This is a genomic window from Blastomonas sp. SL216 (genome assembly GCA_026625625.1).
Taxonomy (GTDB): domain Bacteria; phylum Pseudomonadota; class Alphaproteobacteria; order Sphingomonadales; family Sphingomonadaceae; genus Blastomonas.
Map to the genome: position 1 here is coordinate 3,354,734 of CP113055.1, position 20,568 is coordinate 3,375,301.

Below are 20,568 nucleotides of genomic sequence, written 5' to 3' on the forward strand. Positions count from 1 at the left end.
CTGGACGATCGTCCGGTTTTCAAGGCTTGGTGATCTGGCGCACAGTCCGGATCGGCTGGCCTGTCTACCGGCCGGGCGGGGCTGAATTCTGCCGTTCCGAGGCGGGGTCGCACCCTCTCTATTCCCTTCGGGGTGCTGGATTTTGTGAACCGCATGGTGAGCTGGCGGACTTTGAATTGGCAGACCGGTCGCAAGGCCGCGATTGATCGTGCGGTTTCCCTGGCCTTGGTAGCCACAGTGCTGGGCCTGCCTGGCCTGGCCCAGGCCCAGGCGATCCCGGGCAACGTGCGCCCGCCTGCCGGCACGTTCGAGCGCGAGAACCGCGAGGCGGAGGTGCCGCTCTCCACGCCGCGCACGCCCTTTACCATCGATCGCCCGCGCACCGACCCGAGCAGCGTTGACGATACCGCCAAGGTGCGCGTCACCAAGTTCCGCATCACCGGCTTCAACTATCTCGACGAGGACCGGCTGCAGGCGCCGCTCAAGCCGTTCCTGGGCCAGGAACTGACGCTGGCGGACATCTACCGCGCCGCCGATCTGCTGACGCGTGTCTATGCAGATGCCGGTTTTGCGCTCTCGTTCGCCATCGTGCCCGCGCAGGAAATCGCCAATGGCGTCGTCGTGCTGCAGGTGGTCGAAGGCAGCGTCGATGCGCTGGAGGTGCAGCTGAAATCCGAGGCGGGGCTGGTCGGCAAGACCCGGCTGACCGAGATGATCCGCCGCCGCTTCACCCCGCTCATCAAGCGCGGACCGGTAATGGTCGACGAGCTGGAGCGCGCGATCCTGACGACCGGCGATCTGGGCGGGCTCGACGTATCGGTGGTTGTCCGCCCGTCCGAGGCGACGCCGGGCGCGGCCAACCTGCTCGTGGTGGTCAATCTCGATCCGCTCGAGGTCGAGGCGCAGTTCGACAACCGGATCCGCGATAATCTGGGCGAGCGCCGGTATCGCGCCGGGGCCACCGCCAATTCGGTCCTGGTGCCGGGCGACCAGCTGGTCGCCGATGTGCGCGCGACCATACCGACCGATGGCTTTGTCTCGGGCTTCGTGCAGTATAGTGCGCCGATCACCGATGACGGGCTGGTCGGAACCGTCAGCTATTCGCGCGCCCGGTCGCGCGCAGTGCGCGGTTTCCTCTCCATCCTGCAGTTCCGCGGCGAGGAAGAGGTGGTGCGTGCCGGCCTCAGCTATCCGCTCCGCCGCACGCGCAATTCCAGCCTGATCGTCGGGCTGGAAGGCACGGCGATCAATTCGGACAGCGGCATCTTCGGCGTGACGCTGATCGACGATCGCAGCCGGTTCTACGAGCTGTACGGCAGCTATGACTGGGCCGCCGCCGATGGCAGCGTCGGGCTGTTCCGGCTGGGGCTGAGCCAGGGGATTGACGGGCTGGGCGCGACCGGGCGGTTCAACCCGCTGCGCAGCCGCACCCAGGGCGATCCCGAGTTCACGTCGCTCAACGGCTCGCTGGTGTGGACCGCGCCGCTGATCGGCACCGCGCGGTTCCGCGTCAATGCCGAGGCGCAGATCGGCCTCAATGGCGGCGCGTCGGCATCGCGCGAGTGCAACTTCGGCGGCGACCGCTTCGGCCGGGCCTATGACTATGGCGCGGCGGGCGGCGACCATTGCGTCAACGTGGCGATCGAGGTCAACGACCGGCTGAGCTATGGCGGGATCACGGTGCAGCCGTTCCTGTTCGTCGATGCCGGCATTCTGCGGCAGAGCGGGCGGCTGGATTTTGCAGAGCTGCGCGTCACCGAATTGTGGTCGGCAGGCGGGGGTTCGCGCATCGCGCTGCCTTATGGGCTGTTCGGTGAGGTCTATGCCGCCTGGCCCGGCAAGTCGCGCTTCACGCCGGACGGCAGCAGCGACCCGCGCATCTTCTTCTCGATCGGGGCAACACGATGAGCCTGTATCGCAAGCAGCGCCACGGCGCGCGGCATTTCCCCAGCTGGCAGGTGGCTTTGCGCACCGGCGTGGCGGGCTTTGCCTTTGTCGCTGCCCAGACCGCCTATGCCAATCCGAACGGCGGGCAGGTGGTCGCGGGCCAGGCGACGATCAACGGTCAGGGCACCGGCCGGGTGCGGATCGACCAGGCCAGCGACCGGGTCGTCATCAACTGGGACAATTTCTCGATCAATCTGGGCGAGGGCGTCGACTTCCGCCAGCCCAACAGCCGCTCGGTCGCGCTCAACCGCGTCACCGGGCCGGAAATCAGCCAGATCATGGGCGAGCTCACCGCCAATGGTCAGGTCTATCTGATCAATGGCAACGGCATCGTCTTCGGCAAGGACGCGAAGGTCGATGTCGCGGGGCTGGTCGCGACGAGCGCGGATATCGGCAACGAGGCGTTCATGGCAGGCGGCGCGCTTCGCTTCGGAACGCCGGGCCGGGCCGGGGCGAAGGTCACCAACCACGGCACGATCACGGTGCGCGATGCGGGCATCGCCGCGTTCGTCGCGCCGCAGGTCGCCAATGACGGCATCATCACCGCGCATATGGGCCGCATCGCCTTTGGCGGCGCGCAGGCCTTCACGCTCGATCTGCACGGCGACAATCTGATCCGCTTCCAGGTCGGCGATGCGGTGACGAAGCTCGACGACAAGGGCGCGCTGGTCGGCATCGACGGCGTCGTCGATGCGCGCGGCGGATCGGTGCTGATCACGGCTTCGGCGGCGCGCGATCTGGTCAACCAGTCGGTGCGCATCGGCACGCCCCAGGCCGCCAGCCTGCAGACCGGGCCTGATGGCAAGGTTTCGCTGGTCGCCGCCAAGGTCGCGATCACCGCGCCGGGGGAGGTGCAGGTCGGCCGCAATGTGGCGATGGACCTGTCGTCGGCCACCAACGCGGTGACCACCGGCAGCGCCAAGGGCAAGGGCGGCAAGGCCAGCAGCAATACCGAAAGCAATATCGGCTGGGTCGGGTCGCTGAATGGCGATGGCAGCGCGCCGGGCCAGGCCATGGCCACCAGCGGGTCTGGCGGCACGCTGACGATCAGCGCCGCCCGCACGATCCTGGATGGCACGATCAACCTCGACGGCAGCAAGACCGGCGGCACCGCGCACATCACGGGCAGCGATTTCCTGTCCTTTGGCTCGATCCTGTCGGCCAGCGGCGTGGATGCGGGCGGCAAGATCCAGCTCGATGCGGGCGGCTTCTCGCTGGCCGGGCGGATCACGGTCAACGCCGCGCTCGGCAAGGGCGGCAGCGTCGATATCCGCACCAGCCGCCGCGCGATCGATACCGGCGATGCGTTCATCGATGCAAGCGGCCTGCATGGCGGGTCGATCCGCTATGTCTCGGACGATCAGATCATCTCCTCGGGCAAGTTCCGTGCCTCGGGCAGCCATGGCTTTGGCGGCAATATCGATGTCAGCGCGCCCAGGCTCGACCTGTTCTCGGCGCAATTCTATGCCCAGGGCGGCATCCGCGGCGGCCGGGTGCGGCTGGGCGGCGAGTTCCAGGGCGGCCAGAATCTGGTGGCGGACGAGCTGCCCAATGCGCTGAGACTGGTTGCCACCGACGCGGTGACGATCGACGTCTCGGCCATCGGCATGCGCGGCAATGCGGGCGAGATCGTCATCTGGTCCGACGAGAAGACGACCTTCCTCGGCAATGCGATTGCGCGCGGCGGGCTGGTCGGCGGCCTGGGCGGGCAGATCGAGATTTCGGGCAAGGAGACGCTGGTCTATCGCGGCACGGTGGAAACCGCGCGCGACGGCCAGCGCGGCGGTACGCTGCTGCTCGACCCCAAGAACATCATCATCGCCGATGGCGTCAACGCGCCCAGCCAGTACGGGCTGGTGCTGCAGGCCTTTGCGAGCGCCTTCCCGACGTCGCCGCCTGCGCAGCCGGGGTTGGAGGCGGGCGATGGCCTCGAACTTGCGGTCTCGCTCGATGGCAACAGGCTTGCTCTTGGCGTGCGCGGCGACGATGGTTCCGGCAATGCGCGAAATGACGCAGGCGCTGTGTATCTGTTCAGCTTTGCCGATAGTGGTTTTTCGACGCCCGTGCTCTCCGCCGTTATCGGATCGGGTTATAGCGGCGGCAACAACATCTCGGTCGCCGCGCTGGAGGCTGACGATATCTTCGGCCATTCGGTTTCTCTGGACGGAAACCGGCTGGCGGTATCGGCACGCGGCGATGACGGTGAATCCAACGGTTTCGGTGGTGCCGGGGCCGTCTATCTGTTCACCTTTGCCGATGCCGCCTTTACCGGCGGACAGCTGCGCGCCGTGCTGGGTGCGGGCTATAGTGGCGGCTCGAACCTGTCGGTCGACAATCTGGAGGCCGGGGACCTTTTCGGGCAGAGGGTATCGCTCAACGGAAACCGGCTCGCAGTAGGCGCGATGTTCGATGACGGCGCGGGCAACACCGTTCAGGATGGCGGCGCAGTCTATCTCTTCACCTTTGCTGACAGTATCTTCTCGACCCCGAGCCTCGCAGGGATCATCGGCCAGGGTTACAGCACCCGTCCGAATGACCTGTCCGTTACCCTTGATGTCGAAGACTTTTTCGGCGGTGGTGTTTCGCTCGATGGCAACAGGCTGGCAGTCGGTGCATTCGGCGATGACGGCCTGGGCAACAGCTTTGTCGGCGGCGCGGTCTATCTGTTCAGCTTTGCCGATGCCACCTTTGGCAGCGCCGCGCTGGAAGGCCGGATCGGTGGCGGATATACCGGCCCCAAGGACTTCAACCTTCCGAACCTCGATGGCATCGGCCGCGACCATTTCGGCGATGCGGTGTCGCTGGACGGCAATCGTCTGGCCGTTCTCGCAAGGCTCGATGACGGTTTGAGCGACAGCGTCGCCAATTCCGGCGCGGTCTATCTCTTCACCTTTGCCGACGCGGGCTTTGCTGCACCCAATCTGGCCGCGCGGATCGGCATCAATTACGGCACTCTGGGCGGTAGCAACCTTTCTATCCTGGGCATGGAGGCTGGCGACACGCTTGGCGACGTTGCACTTGATGGCAACCGGCTTGCGATGGCGTCGCTGGGCGATGATGGCCGCGCCAACACGGTCGCCGATTCGGGTGCGGTCTATCTTTTCACCTTTGCCGATGCCCAGTTCAACGGCGGCCGACAGGTCGGCACGCTGGGGGCCGGCTATACCGATGCGCTGGGCCTGTCGCTGATCGGCAAGGGCCTGGAGCAATCGGACAGCTTCGGCGTATCGGTGGCGCTCAATAGCAACCGGCTGGCCGTCGGCGCGCTGCAGGATGATGGTCAGGACAATGCCAACCCGGATTCGGGCGCGGTCTATCTGTTCACCTTTGGCGACGCGCGCTTCAGTGGCCCGGTGCTGCAGTCGATCATCGGATCGGGCTATTCGGGCGGCAAGAACATTGCGGTCGCCCGGCTTGGCGCTGGCGATGCCTTCGGCGCATCGGTGGCGCTGGATGGCCTGCGGCTGGCGGTGGGTGCGCCGAACGATGCCGGGTTGAACGACACCGCGACCGGGGCTGGCGCGGTCTATCTGTTCACCTTCACCGAGGCCGACTTTACCGGCGGTGCCTTGGCCAGGCTGGTCAATTTCGAGACGCTTGATCCGGCAGGCGGCACCATCCGTGCCAATGGATCGCAATTGGGCACAGCCGTGGCGCTGCAGGGCAATATCCTGGCGGTGGGCGCTGCCGGGGATGCAGGCGCAACCGGCTCGGGCAGCAATCTGGGCGCGGTGCACCTGTTCGATGTCGGCGGTCCTGCGTTTTCATCGACCCCGATCCGCCTGGTCACGATCGGCAAGGACTATACCGGCACCAACGATATCGGCATGCCCGATCTGGGCGAGTCTGACCGGTTCGGCAGCGCGGTGTCGCTGGACGGACTGCGCCTGGCGGTGGGTGCGCCGGGTGACGACGGCTTCAACGACGACTTTTTCAATACGGGCGCAGCGTTTCTCTACACCTTTGGTGCGTCGAATTTCTCGGGCGGTTCGCTGGAAGCGACCATCGGTGCCTTCTACCCCGGATCGTTCGACTTCACGCCGATCGGCATCGGCACCGGGGGTACCGATCAGGACTTTTTCGGCAGTTCGCTGGTGCTCAAGGGGCTGCAACTCGTCGTCGGCGCGGAAGGCGATGACGGCGCCAGTGACAGCGTCTCCAATTCGGGCGCGGTCTATCTGTTCACCTTTGCGGCACCGACGTTCGGGGGGATCAGCCAGGCTGGGGTGATCGGTGCAGGTTATAGCGGGAACATCAGCTTTCCGCTGAAGCTGAATGCCGATGACGGTTTTGGCCGCGGCCTGGCCTTTGATGGCGACCGGTTGGCGGTCGGCGCGCCGGGCGATGACGGCAAGGGTGTCATCGCGGGCGGCGCGGGCGCGGTCTATCTGTTCACCTTCGGCAGCCCGGGCTTCAATGAGGCCCGGCTGGTCGATACTCTGGGTTATGGCTATACTGGCCAGCGCAATCTTTCCGTTTCGGGGCTTGGCCTGACGCCGGCATCGCTGGGCGACCGGTTCGGCTCGGCAGTGGTGCTGGATGGCTTGCGGCTGGCGGTTGGCGCGCCGGGCAATGCGGGGCCCGATGGAACGGGATTCGAAAACGGGGCGGTCTATCTCTTTTCCTTCGCCGATCTCGCCTTTGGCGCGCCGGTGCTGGAGGGGATCATCGGCAGCGGCTATACCGGCGGCAAGAACATCGCCATGTCGGGATTCTTCGGCCCGGATTTCGGCGAGGCCATTGCGCTGGATGGTAACAGGCTGGTGGTCGCGGCACCCGGGCATTCCGGCAACGGCAGCCCGGTTGGGGTCGGCGTTGGTACCGTTTATCTGTTCACCTTTGCCGACGCGCTTTTCACCGATGGCGCACTCGTTGGCAGGGTCGGTCAGGGCTATACCGATAGCCAGAGCATCGACGTTCCGACATTGGAAAGTTTTGATCGCTTCGGCACGGCCGTGGCCTTGCGCGGCAACAGTCTTGTGGTCGGTGCGCCGGGTGATGACGGGCAAGGCAATTCCTTGGCCGATTCCGGTGCTGTCTATCTTTTCACCTTTACCGATGCAGCTTTCAACGGGGGCGTACAGCAGGGCTATATCGCCAGCGGGGCACCTGCTGCCGGCAAGAACATCAACCTTACACAGCTTGATTCAAACGACAACTTCGGCAGCTCGGCCGCTCTGGGTGCTTCCGGCACCCGGCTGTTCATTGGCGCGCCAGGCGATGCCGGATCAGGCAATGTGTCTACTCTGGTTGGCGCAGTCTACGAATTTGCCTTCAGCAGCGCAGCCTTTGATTCCGGCACGCTGACGGGCACTATCGGTCTGGGTTATACCGGGCCAAGCGATGTCAATGTCGCCGGCATCGGGTCCGGTGACCTGTTTGGTTTTTCAGTGGCTTTCGACGGGTCCCGGCTGGCGATCGGTGCCATTACCAAGGACTATGGCCCATTGACCGATGTCGGCCAGGTCTATCTGTTCACCCAGCCGTCGACGGCATTCGTGCTGTCTGGAATCATCGGCAAGCTGGGCAGCGGCAACAGCGATCTTGCGATCGGCAGCCTGGATTCCGACGACTATTTTGGATCTTCGGTTTCGTTGAACCTCAACCGGCTGGTCGTCGGCGCGCGTGGCGATGATGGTTTGAACGATACCGTCAACGGTGCCGGTGCGGTTTACCTGATCAGCTTTGCCGGTGGCTTCTTCGACCCGCCGATCCTTGCCGGTACCCTGGGTGCAGGCTATGGCGCGCAGTCCAACCAATCGGCCCTGCTGGTCAATTCCGGCAACAATCTGGGCGGATCGGTCGCGCTGCGGGGCAACCGGCTGGCCATCGGCGTGCCGGGCAGCAATGCCGCCAACGGCGGCGGCGTGGATGTCGGCGCGGTCTATCTGTTCACCTTCCTGAACGATGATTTTGCGGCCCCGATCCTTGCCGGAGCGATTGGCCAGGGCTTTACCGGCGTAAACAACTTCGATGTCGGCGTGCTGCAGAGCGGCGACCGGTTTGGCGCATCGGTCTCCATCGATGGATTGCGGCTGGCGATCGGCGCGCCGGGAGACGATGGCGCAGCAGACGACCGGACCGATTCCGGTGCGGTCTATCTGTTCAGCTTTGCCGACCTGTTCTTCGGCAGCCCCGTGCTCGAGGCGCGGATGGGGCGCGGCTATACCGGCTTCAAGAATGTCGCCGTGGCCGATCTTGCGGCTAATGACCGTTTCGGTTCTGGCGTAGCGCTGCAGGGATTGCAGCTGGCAGTCGGCGTGCCGGGCGATGATGGCGCGGCCGACGACCGGACCAATGCCGGTGCGGCCTATCTGTTCACCTTCACCAACACCATCTTCAACGGCGGCGAGCGGGCCGGCACGATCGGCGTCGGCTACAACACGATCGCGGCTGATTTCAGTCTGGCGGGGCTTGATCCGGGCGATCGCTTTGGCACGTCGCTGTCGCTCAGCGGGCTGGGCCTGGCCATCGGCGCGCCGGGTGATGCCGGATTGAACGACGATGCACCCGATGCGGGCGCCGTCTACACCTTCACCTTCGCAAACGCAGCGTTTGGCAGCCTGACGACCGCCGCAACTATAGGCCGGTCCTATGACGGGCCCAACGACCTGTCGGTGGCCGGGGTCGATGCCGGAGACAGCTTCGGAGCCTCGGTGTCGCTGGACGGATTCCGCCTGGCGATAGGCTCTCCGGGCGATGCCGGCAGCGCTGGCGGCCGTCCCAATGTCGGTGCGGTCTATCTGTTCACCTTCGCTGATTCCTCGCTCACAACGGCGACCGAGAGCGGTCGGATCGGCGCGGGCTATGGCGGGGCCCTCAATCTGCTTTCGATTGTCGGCCTGGATGACGGCGACAATTTCGGATCGGGCGTGGCGATCGATCAGGGCCGTCTGGTCATCGGCGCTGCGGGCGATGATGGTCAGTCCGTCTTCGACGACAGTTATGGCGCGCTCTACCAGTTCACCTTCGCAGAAAATTTCCGCAGCCTCACGCAGATCGGCCTGATCGGCAGCGGCTATGGCAACGGGCCGACCAATTCGCTGGCCGCCTATGGCATCGGCCTCAACGAACGCTTCGGCTCGGCGGTCTCGCTCCAGGGCCTGGCGCTGGCGGTTGGTTCGCCCGAGGATAGTGGTGGGCTATCCACCAGCTTCCCCATCGGCGCGGTCTATCTGTTCAGCTTTGCCGACCTGGCCTTCAACGCCCCGGTGCTGCAGTCGATCATCGGCTTCGGCTATACCGGCGGCAAGAACATCGCGGTCGCCAATCTGGGGGCGAATGACCGGTTCGGCATATCGGTCCATCTGAGTTCGGGCGGCCTGCTGACGGTTGGCGCAGACGGCGATGACGGCTTTGGCGATAGCGGCAACGATCGCGGCGCGGCCTATCTTTTCAACTTTGTCGACGGCCTGTTTTCCGGCGGAAGCCTGCAAGGCATTATCGGGTCGGGCTATAGCGGCCCGGGCAATTTCGACATCGCGCTCGACGATAACGACTTTTTCGGCGCGGCTGTGGCCTCGCAGGAACAGTATCTTGCGATCGGCGCGCCCGGTGACGATGGTTCGGGCAATCCCGGAACGGTCGATAATTCCGGTGCGGTGCATCTGTTCCAGCTCGGTGCGGGATCGATCGGTCAGATCGGCACGATCGGATCGGGCTATACCGGCACCGGCAATTTCAATCTTGCTCCGCTCGCCTTCAATGATGGCTTTGGCACCTCGCTGTCGTTGCAGTCTGGCCAGCTTGTGGTTGGCGCGCCGAATGATGAGGGCGCAGGCGATGTCGGCGGTGTCAGCAGCGCGGTCGGTGCGGTTTATGCCTTTACGTTCACCCCTGCCACGCCCTTTGCCGGCCTTGCCCATGTGTCGACCATCGGCCTGGGCTATACCGGGGCGAATGATCTGGATGTCATCAATCTGGGGGTCGGTGATCGCTTCGGCAGCGGCGTGTCGATTGACGGCAACCGGCTTGCCATCGGATCGCATCTGGATGGCGGCGCGATCAATGACCGGACGTCTGCAGGCGCGGTCTATCTGCTGAGCTTTGCCGACGCGGCGCTGACCAGCCCCAACCTGCAGGCGATCATCGGCGTCGGCTATACCGGCGGCAAGAATATCGCGATCGGACTCGAAGATATCGATGTCTTCGGAACTTCGGTGGCGCTGGACGGCAACCGGCTTGCCGTCGGTGCGCCGGGCGATGGTGGTGCGGGCAACATCCTGGGCAGCAGCGGCGCGGTCTATCTCTTCACCTTTGCCGATGCCGCATTCAACAATGGCAAGCTGGCAGGCACGCTGGGTGCGGGCTATCGCCGGATGCTCGCGAGCAATCTCGCCGCGCCCGCAGCACCAATCCTTCCGCAGGTCGGCGGCGGTGACAGCTTCGGTTCGGCCGTGTCGCTGGATGGTCTGCGGCTTGCGATCGGCGCGCAGGACGATGACGGGTCGACCGATTCTCTTCCCAATGCCGGGGCGGTCTATCTGTTCACCTTCGCAGACCTGCAGTTCGGCGGGGCTGCGCTGCAGTCGGTCATCGGCCATGGCTATGTCGGCGGGAAGAACATCTTCGTCACGCAGCTGGACGGCGGCGACCGATTTGGTGCGGCGGTGTCATTGGATGGCAACCGCCTGGCCGTTGGTGCGCCGTTCGATTCGGGGGCCAGCAACTCGGTTGGCGATTCCGGTGCCGTCTATCTGTTCAGCTTTGCCGATGCGCTGTTCGGCGGCGGCACGCTGGAGGCCATTGCAGGTGCCGATTATTCGGGCGGCAAGAACCTGACCGTCGCGGATCTGCAGGCCAGCGACCGTTTTGGCACTTCTGTCTCGCTCGACGGTAATCGGCTGGCGGTTGGCGCGGTCGGGGATGATGCGGCGGGCAATCCCCCCGCGCTCGCGCGTGAAACCGGTGCGGTCTATCTGTTCAGCTTTGCCGGGCCGCAGTTCCAGTCGGGTGCGCTGGAGGCGATCCTTGGCCTGGGCTTTGATGCCGGCAGCAAGGATCTGGACATTCTCAATCTGGAGGACGGCGATGCTTTCGGCTGGTCCGTCTCGCTGGATGGTACAAGGCTGGCGGTTGGCGCGCGCGGCGACGATGGGGACGCGAACAGTCTGACCGATGCCGGTGCCGTCTATCTGTTCACCTTTACCGACCTGGTGTTTGCAGGCGGCGTCCAGCAGGGGATTGTCGGGGCGAGCTATAACGGACCCGGCGATATCGACAATGTGCTGACGCCGTTCGGAATGGGCTCGAGCAGCTTTTTCGGATCGTCCGTCGCGCTGGATGGCAACCGTCTGGCTATTGGTGGTCCACGGGTCACCAGTACCATCGCCAGCCCGGCCGGTTCGGGCGCAGTCTATCTGCTGACCTTTGCCGACAGCAGCTTTGGCGGCGGGACAATTGTCGAGATATTGGGCAAGGGCGCGCCGAATTTCGGCGCGAACGCTGATTTCGATGTCGCACTCGACGCCTTCGATCTGTTCGGCAGCACCGTATCGCTCGATGGCAACCGGCTGGTGGTCGGTGCGCCGGGCGATGACGGCTTCGGCAATTCCGGTGCGGTGGACGATTCCGGTGCGGTCTATCTGTTCACCTTTGCGGACGCGGCCTTTGCCGGTGCAAGGTTGGCCGGCAATATCGGCTCGGGCTATACGCGCGGGGCAAGCACCCCGGTTGCAGGGGTTGAGGCCGGAGAATTCTTCGGCTGGGCGCTGTCGCTGGATGGCACGCGGCTGGCGGTCGGCTCGAGTGGGGATAACGGCGCCGAAGGTCTCACCGGGTTTGCCGGTGCGGTGTATCTGTTCACCTTTGGCAACCTGGATTTTGGCGCACCGACGCTGCAGGGCATATTGGGTGCAGGCTATACCGGCGCCAAGAGCCTCGATGTGCCAGGGATTGCTGCAGCGGCAAGTTTCGGCGGCGCGGTGTCGCTCGATGGCAACCGGCTCGCCGTTGGGGCCTCCAACCTCGTCAATGGCGGGACGGTCTATCTGTTCACCTTCAGCGATGCGCTGTTCAGCTCTCCGGTGCTGGCCTCGCGGATCGGAGCGGGTCTGGTTGGCCCCAATGATCTTTCGGTGAGTACCGAAGGGGGAGATTTCTTCGGCTACTCGGTGTCGCTTGATGGCAACCGGCTTGCAGTCGGCGCGCTGGGCGATGATGGCGCGAGCAACAGTCTCTCCGATTCGGGTGCGGTCTATCTGTTCAGCTTCGCCGATGCTGCGTTCGCGGGGCCGGTGCAGGAAGCGATCATCGGATCGGGCTATACCGGTGGCAAGAACATCGATCTCGCCGCGCTGCAAGCCGGCGACTTTTTCGGATCCTCGGTATCGCTGCAGGGGCTGCGGCTGGCTGTCGGTGCAGAGAATGACGACGGCTTCGACAACAGCGCGATTTCGGCCAATTCCGGCGCGGTCTATCTGTTCACGATGGCTGCCCCCGATTTTTCGGGCATCACGCGCGCGGGCACCATCGGCCGCAATTATACGGGGGCGGGCGACCTCAACATCGGCCGTCTGGGTTCGAACGACTGGTTCGGCCGGTCGGTTTCGCTCGACGGCAACCGGCTTGTGGTGGGTGCGGTCAATGATGCCGGGGCAACCGACAGCATGCCCGGTTCCGGCGCGGTCTATCTGCTGGGCTTTGCCGATGCGGCGTTCGGTACCCCGTCGCTGCTTTCGATCTTCGGCAGCGGCTATTCCGGCGCAGCGGATATCAATGTTGCCGGTCTCGATACCCTGGACTTTTTCGGCAACGGCCTGTCGCTCGATGCCGGAAGGCTGGTGATCGGCGCTCCGTTTGCTGACGGTCCCGACAATCTGGTGGCGGATTCCGGCGCGGTCTACTTCTTCAATCTCTCTGGCGGAACCGCCGGCCTCCCGGGTCTCGGCTTTGGCGACAACCCCGGCGCTGATGTGACGATCAGCGCCACCGCGCTGGCGGCGATCCTTTCCGGCGGCACCGGTGTCACGCTCCAGGCGAACAACGACATCACGATCAATTCTGCCATCACGGTGAACAATTCGTCGGGCAATGGCGGCAATCTGCGCTTCCAGGCGGGCCGGTCGATCTTTGTCAACGCCGGTATCACCACCGACAATGGCCGCCTCGACCTGCTGACCAACAATATCCTGATCCCCGGTGCGATCGATGCCTTCCGCGATCCCGGCGCTGCGGTCATCACCTTCGGTGCCGGTGGGTTCGTCAACGCCGGCACGGGCGACGTGTTTATCGAAATCGGTCCCGGTGCCAACCTGACCCATCCCGAATCCGGCGCAATCACGCTCGGCAATATCACCGCGGGCACCATCAATGTGCTCAATGCAGGCTTTGCCACCCCCGGTCAGGAAGTGATCATTCCCAGCGGCGTCGTGCTGAACGCCAGCGGCAGCGAAACCGCGATCACGGTGATCGGCGGCATATTCACCAACAATGGCGGGCCGGGCGCGTTCAACATGACCGGCGGCGGGCGCTTCCTCGTCTATTCGAACGATTATGACGTCATCGAGCGCGGCGGGCTGGTCGGCAACAATCTCTATAACCGCGGCTTCCAGCTCAATCCGCCGGGATCGATTACCCAGCCGGGCAATCTGTTCATCTTCTTCCGCCAGCCGATCCTGACCTTTACTGCGGATGATGTCACCCGCACCTATGGCCAGCCATCATCGGGCTATACCTTCCTGGTCAGTGGCCTGGTCAATGGTGACACCGATTCCTACGCCTATAGCGGCCTGCCCAACCTGTTCGATACGGCTTCAGGCAATGCCGGGCTGGATTCGATCTTCATCGATTCAGGGTCGCTGTTCTCCGATGTCGGCTATGGCTTCAACTTTGTCGGTGGCACGCTGACCACGCTCAAGGCGCTGCTGACCGTTACCGCCGACGATACCAGCCGCGAATATGGCCTGGGCAACCCGCTGTTCACCGCGAGCTATTCGGGCTTCGTCAATGGCGACGATGCATCCGTGATCAGCGGTCTCGATTTCCTGACCGTCGCCACGACCGCCTCGGACGTCGGCACCTATGCGATCACCCCGTTCGGGGCTTCGGCCAACAATTACGACTTCAGCTATGTTCCGGGCACATTGACGATCACCAAGGCACTGCTGACGGTGACGGCGGACAATGCGTCGCGCGAATATGGCCTCGCCAATCCGGTCTTCACCGGGAATATTGCCGGCTTCCGCAATGGCGATACGCCGGTTGTCATCAGCGGGCTGACCTATGCCACGGTGGCGACCACCGCTTCGCCGATCGGCACCTATGCGATCACCGGATCGGGCGCGACGGCGACCAACTATGATTTCAGCTATATCCCGGGCACGCTGACAATCACCAAGGCGTTGCTGACCGTCACAGCGGACAACGCGACGCGCGAATATGGTCTGGCCAACCCGACCTTCACCGGATCGATCACCGGCTTCCGCAACGGCGACACCAGCAGCGTGATCAGCGGGCTGACCTATGGGTCGGTCGCGACGACCGCTTCACCGGTAGGCACCTATGCGATCACCGGCTCGGGCGCGAGCGCGACCAACTATGATTTCAGCTACGTCCCCGGCACGCTGACAATCACCAAGGCGTTGCTGACGGTGACGGCAGACAACGCGACGCGCGAATATGGCCTCGCCAACCCGACCTTCACGGGCTTGGTCACGGGCTTCCGCAATGGCGACACCAGCAGCGTCATCAGCGGGCTGACCTATGGCTCGGTGGCAACGACCGCTTCACCGGTAGGCACCTATGCCATCACCGGTTCCGGCGCGACCGCGACCAATTATGATTTCAGCTATGTCCCCGGCACACTGACGATCACCAAGGCATTGCTGACGGTCACCGCCGACAACGCGTCGCGCGAATATGGCCTTGCCAACCCGACGTTCACCGGATCGATCACCGGCTTCCGCAATGGCGATACGGCCAGCGTGGTCAGCGGCCTGACTTATGGCTCGGTGGCAACGACGGCCTCGCCGATCGGCACCTATGCGATCACGGGATCGGGCGCGACCGCAACCAACTATGACTTCAGCTATGTGCCCGGTACGCTGACGATCACCCGCGCGCTGCTCACGGTGACCGCCGACAATGCGACGCGCGAATACGGCCTCGCGAACCCGACCTTCACCGGCACGATCAGCGGCCTGCGCGCAGGCGATACCGCAAGCGTCGTCAGCGGACTGGTCTATGGCACGACGGCGACGGCAGCATCGAATGTCGGGACGTTCGCGATCACCGCCTCGGGCGGCACCGCAGCGAATTACGACTTCGCCTATGTTCCTGGCACGCTGACGATCACCAGGGCCCTGCTGACGGTGACGGCGGACAATGCGAGCCGCGAATATGGTCTGGCGAACCCGACGTTTACGGGTTCGGTCACCGGCTTCCGCAATGGCGACACCAGCAGCGTCATCAGCGGGCTGACCTATGGGTCGGTGGCAACGACCGCTACACCGGTAGGCACCTATGCCATTACTGGATCGGGCGCTAGCGCGACCAATTATGACTTCGCCTATGTCCCCGGCACGTTGACGATCACCAGGGCATTGCTGACGGTGACGGCGGACAACGCGACACGCGAATATGGCCTTGCCAACCCCACGTTCACCGGATCGATCACCGGCTTCCGCAATGGCGATACGGCGAGCGTGGTCAGCGGGCTCACTTATGGCTCGGTTGCGACGACGGCCTCGCCGATCGGCACCTATGCGATCACCGGATCGGGCGCGACCGCGACCAATTACGACTTCAGCTATGTGCCCGGTACGCTGACGATCACGCGCGCATTGCTCACCATCACCGCCGACAATGCGTCGCGCGAATACGGCCTCGCCAACCCCACATTCACCGGCACGATCAGCGGCCTGCGCGCGGGCGATACGGCGAGTGTCGTCAGCGGTCTCGTCTATGGCACGACGGCAACGACCTCGAGCAATGTCGGCACGTTCGCGATCACCGCCTCGGGCGGCTCGGCCGCGAACTACAACTTCGCCTATGTCCCCGGCACGCTGACGATCACCAGGGCCCTGCTGACCGTGACGGCGGACAATGCGAGCCGCGAGTACGGACTTGCGAACCCGACGTTCACGGGCAGCATCTCCGGCTTCCGCAACAGCGATACCGCGAGCGTGATCTCGGGCCTGGTCTATGGCTCGGCGGCGACAGCGGCATCGAACGTTGGGACGTTCGCGATCACCGGCTCGGGTGCGAGCGCGACCAACTATGACTTTGCCTATGTGCCGGGCACGCTGACGATCACCAGGGCACTGCTGACGGTCACCGCGAACAACGCGACCCGCGAATATGGTCTGGCCGATCCGGCCTTCACCGGCAGCATCACGGGCTTCCGCAACTCGGATACGACCAGCGTGGTGTCCGGCCTTGTCTACGGCAGCACGGCGGTGCTCAACTCGGGCATCGGCACCTATGCCATCAATGGCTCGGGTGCGAGCGCCACCAACTATGACTTTGCCTACGTCCCGGGCACGCTGACGATCACGCGCGCGCTGCTGACGGTGACCGCCGATAGCGCGACGCGCGAATATGGCCTACCGAACCCCGTATTCACCGGCACGATCAGCGGCTTTCGCGCGGGCGATACCGCCAGCGTGATTTCCGGCCTGACCTTCGGCAGCACGCATCTTCCCTCCCAGGGCGTCGGCACCTATGCGATCAACGGGGCTGGCGCGAGCGCGACCAATTATAACTTTGCCTACGTTCCGGGCACGCTGACGATCACCAAGGCGCTGCTGACGGTGACGGCGGACAATGCTTCGCGTGAATATGGCCTCGCCAACCCGACGTTTACGGGCACAGTAACCGGCTTCCGCAATGGCGACACCAGCAGCGTGATCAGCGGGCTGACCTATGGATCGGTCGCAACGACCGCTTCACCGGTAGGCACCTATGCGATCACCGGTTCCGGCGCAACCGCGACCAACTATGATTTCAGCTATGTCCCCGGCACGTTGACGATCACCAAGGCATTGCTGACGGTCACCGCCGACAACGCGTCGCGCGAATATGGCCTCGCCAACCCGACGTTCACCGGATCGATCACCGGCTTCCGCAATGGCGATACGGCCAGCGTGGTCAGCGGCCTGACTTATGGCTCGGTGGCAACGACGGCCTCGCCGATCGGCACCTATGCGATCACGGGATCGGGCGCGACCGCAACCAACTATGACTTCAGCTATGTGCCCGGTACGCTGACGATCACGCGCGCATTGCTGACCGTCACGGCAGACAATGCGTCGCGCGAATACGGCCTCGCCAACCCCACATTTACCGGCACGATCAGCGGCCTGCGCGCAGGCGATACCGCAAGCGTCGTGAGCGGACTCGTCTATGGCACGACGGCGACGGCTGCGTCGAATATCGGGACGTTCGCGATCACCGCCTCGGGCGGCTCGGCAGCGAACTATGACTTTGCCTATGTCCCCGGTACGCTGACGATCACCCGCGCGCTGCTCACCGTCACGGCGGACAATGCGTCGCGCGAATATGGCCTTGCCAACCCGACCTTCACCGGATCGATCACCGGCTTCCGCAATGGCGACACCAGCAGCGTGATCAGCGGGCTCACCTATGGCTCGGTCGCAACGACCGCTTCACCGGTGGGCACCTATGCGATCACCGGTTCCGGCGCGAGTGCGACCAATTACGACTTCGCCTATGTCCCCGGCACGCTGACGATCACCAGGGCATTGCTGACGGTCACCGCCGACAACGCGTCGCGCGAATATGGCCTCGCGAACCCCACGTTCACCGGATCGGTCACCGGCTTCCGCAATGGCGATACGGCGAGCGTGATCAGCGGCCTGGTCTATGGCAGCAACGCGGTGCTGAATTCGGGCATCGGCACCTACGCGATCACTGGCAGTGGTGCGACATCGACCAATTACGACTTCAGCTATGTTCCCGGTACGCTGACAATCACCCGCGCTCTGCTCACCGTCACCGCCGACAACGCGACGCGCGAGTACGGCCTCGCGAACCCGACCTTCACCGGCACGATCAGCGGCCTGCGCGCAGGCGACACGGCGAGCGTCGTGAGCGGCCTCGTCTATGGCACCACGGCGACGGCTGCGTCGAATATCGGGACGTTCGCGATCACCGCATCGGGCGGCACCGCAGCGAACTATGACTTTGCCTATGTTCCAGGCACGCTGACGATCACCAAGGCGTTGCTCACCGTCACCGCGAATAACGCATCGCGCGAATATGGCCTGGCCAATCCGGCGTTCACCGGATCGGTCACGGGCTTCCGCAATGGTGATACGGCCAGCGTCATTTCCGGGCTGGTCTATGGATCGGTCGCGACCATCGCAAGCAATGCCGGCAGCTATGCCATCACCGGATCGGGCGGCACCGCAGCCAATTATGACTTTGCCTATGTTCCAGGCACGCTGACGATCACCAAGGCGCTGCTCACTGTCACGGCGAACAACGCGTCGCGCGAATATGGCCTCGCCAACCCGACCTTCACCGGATCGGTCACCGGCTTCCGCAATGGCGATACGGCCAGCGTCATTTCCGGGCTGGTTTATGGCTCGGTGGCAACGACCGGATCGGCGGTGGGCAGCTATGCGATCACCGGATCGGGTGCGAGCGCGACCAATTACGATTTCGGCTATGTTCCCGGCACGCTCACGATCACGCGGGCGCTGCTGACGGTTACCGCCGACAATGCGTCACGCGAATACGGCCTGGCGAACCCGACGTTCACCGGCACCATTGCAGGCTTCCGCAACGGTGATACCGCCAGCGTGATTTCCGGCCTGACCTTCGGCACGGTGGCAACCGCTGGCTCGGCGGTGGGCAGCTATGCGATCACAGGTTCGGGCGCGAGCGCAACCAACTATGACTTCGCTTATGTGCCCGGCACGCTGACGATCACGCGCGCATTGCTCACCATCACCGCCGACAATGCGTCGCGCGAATACGGCCTGGCCAATCCGGCCTTCACCGGCACCATTTCCGGCCTGCGCAATGGCGATACCGCCAGCGTCATTTCCGGCCTGACGTTTGGTTCGGTCGCCGTGACCGGGTCCAATGTGGGCAGCTATGCGATCACGGGATCGGGCGCTTCGGCGGCCAACTACAATTTCGCCTATGTGCCGGGCACGCTGACCGTCACCAGAGCGCGGCTGACCGTGACCGCCGATGGCAAGACCCGCGAATATGGCCTCGTCAATCCGGCGCTGACCAGCACGATCAGCGGGCTGCGCAACGGCGATGCGGCCAGCGTCGTCAGCGGCATTGTGCTGTCGACCAGCGCCACCCAGGCCTCGGGCGTGGGCAGTTATGCCATTGGCGTTTCGGGCGGCAGCGCGCTCAACTACGATTTCGACTATGTCCCCGGCACGCTGGCGATCACGCCTGCCACGCTGACGGTCGCGATCGACAGCAAGACGCGGCAATATGGCGCCGCCAACCCGGCGCTCACCGCCAGCATCAGCGGCTTCCGCAATGGCGATACCGAACAGGCGGTGACCGGCTTGCGGCTCAACACCGGTGCGAATGCGCGCAGCAATGTCGGCAATTACGTCATCCTGGGATCGGGCGCTGCGGCAGCGAACTACCGGTTCGATTATGTTCCGGGCACGATGACGATCACCAAGGCACTGCTGCAGGTGCGCGTCAACAATGCCAGCCGCGAATATGGCCTGGCCAACCCTGTCTTCACCGCCAGCATCAGCGGCCTGCGCAACGGCGATACGGCCAGCGTCGTCACCGGGTTGACCTTCGGCACGCCGGCCACGATCGGATCGGATGTCGGCATCTATGCGATCACCGCATCGGGCGGGTCGGCGCTGAACTATGATTTCAGCTATATCCCCGGCCGTCTGACCATCAACCAGGCGCAGCTGCTGATCACCGCCGACAGCAAGACGATGACTCAGGGCAGCAGCGATCCGCTTCTGACCGTCAGCTATTCGGGCCTGCGCAACGGCGATACCAAGGATGTGGTGACCGGGCTGGTGCTGCGGTCGTCGGGTGGCGGCAATGCGGCGCCCGGCCAATATGTCATCAACGCCTCGCGCGGGACGGCGCGCAACTATCAGATCACCTATCGCCCCGGCGTGATGACCGTGTTGCCTGCGGTCGCGCCGCCTGCGCAGAATCCTCCGGGCACCGGAGGTTCGCCAAACCCGCCGACGACATCGACGCCGCCGGTGGTCATCACCGTGCCGCCGATCACGCTGCCGATCGCTGGCGGCAATGTGACCCCGCCGCCCGCTACAGGCACCGCGACGCCGGATCCCGCCGCTGCACCGTTGCCCCAGCCGCCACAGGCCGGGACTTCGACTACTGCCCCTGCTGCTGGCACCAGCGCCACCGCGTCGGTGATGGCGATGCCCGCGCAAGGGGCGGTCAACCTGCCGGTGCCGCCGGAAAGTCTCTCGCCGATGCAGGTGCTTCAGGGCCTGTCCGCGCCGCTGCCGGTGCTGGTCTCGCCCGAATTGCGACCTGCCGACAGCAGCGCCCCCAGTGGCGCGTCGCAGGGCGATAGACAGCGCAGCGGGTGCGAGTATATCAGCCTGTGCAATGGCACCGCCGTTCCCCTGTGGAGCTGGCAGCCTGTCCAATAAGGCCGGTCCAATGAAGCCTGCCCAATAAGGA

The 20,568-nt window shown here is 64.4% G+C and carries 2 protein-coding genes; both read left to right on the top strand.

What is annotated here, in order from left to right; genetic code table 11:
• The first annotated feature begins 237 nt into the window (after positions 1-237).
• On the top strand, positions 238-1,908 hold the full coding sequence (locus OU999_15930) for a hypothetical protein (GenBank protein ID WAC23208.1): 1,671 nt from the start codon (positions 238-240) through the stop codon (positions 1,906-1,908).
• The gene (locus OU999_15935; protein WAC23209.1) at positions 1,905-20,537 is read left to right on the top strand and encodes an MBG domain-containing protein; all 18,633 of its coding nucleotides are present in this window, start codon (positions 1,905-1,907) and stop codon (positions 20,535-20,537) included. The genes OU999_15930 and OU999_15935 overlap by 4 nt, the downstream gene beginning before the upstream one ends.
• Positions 20,538-20,568 lie beyond the last annotated feature (31 nt).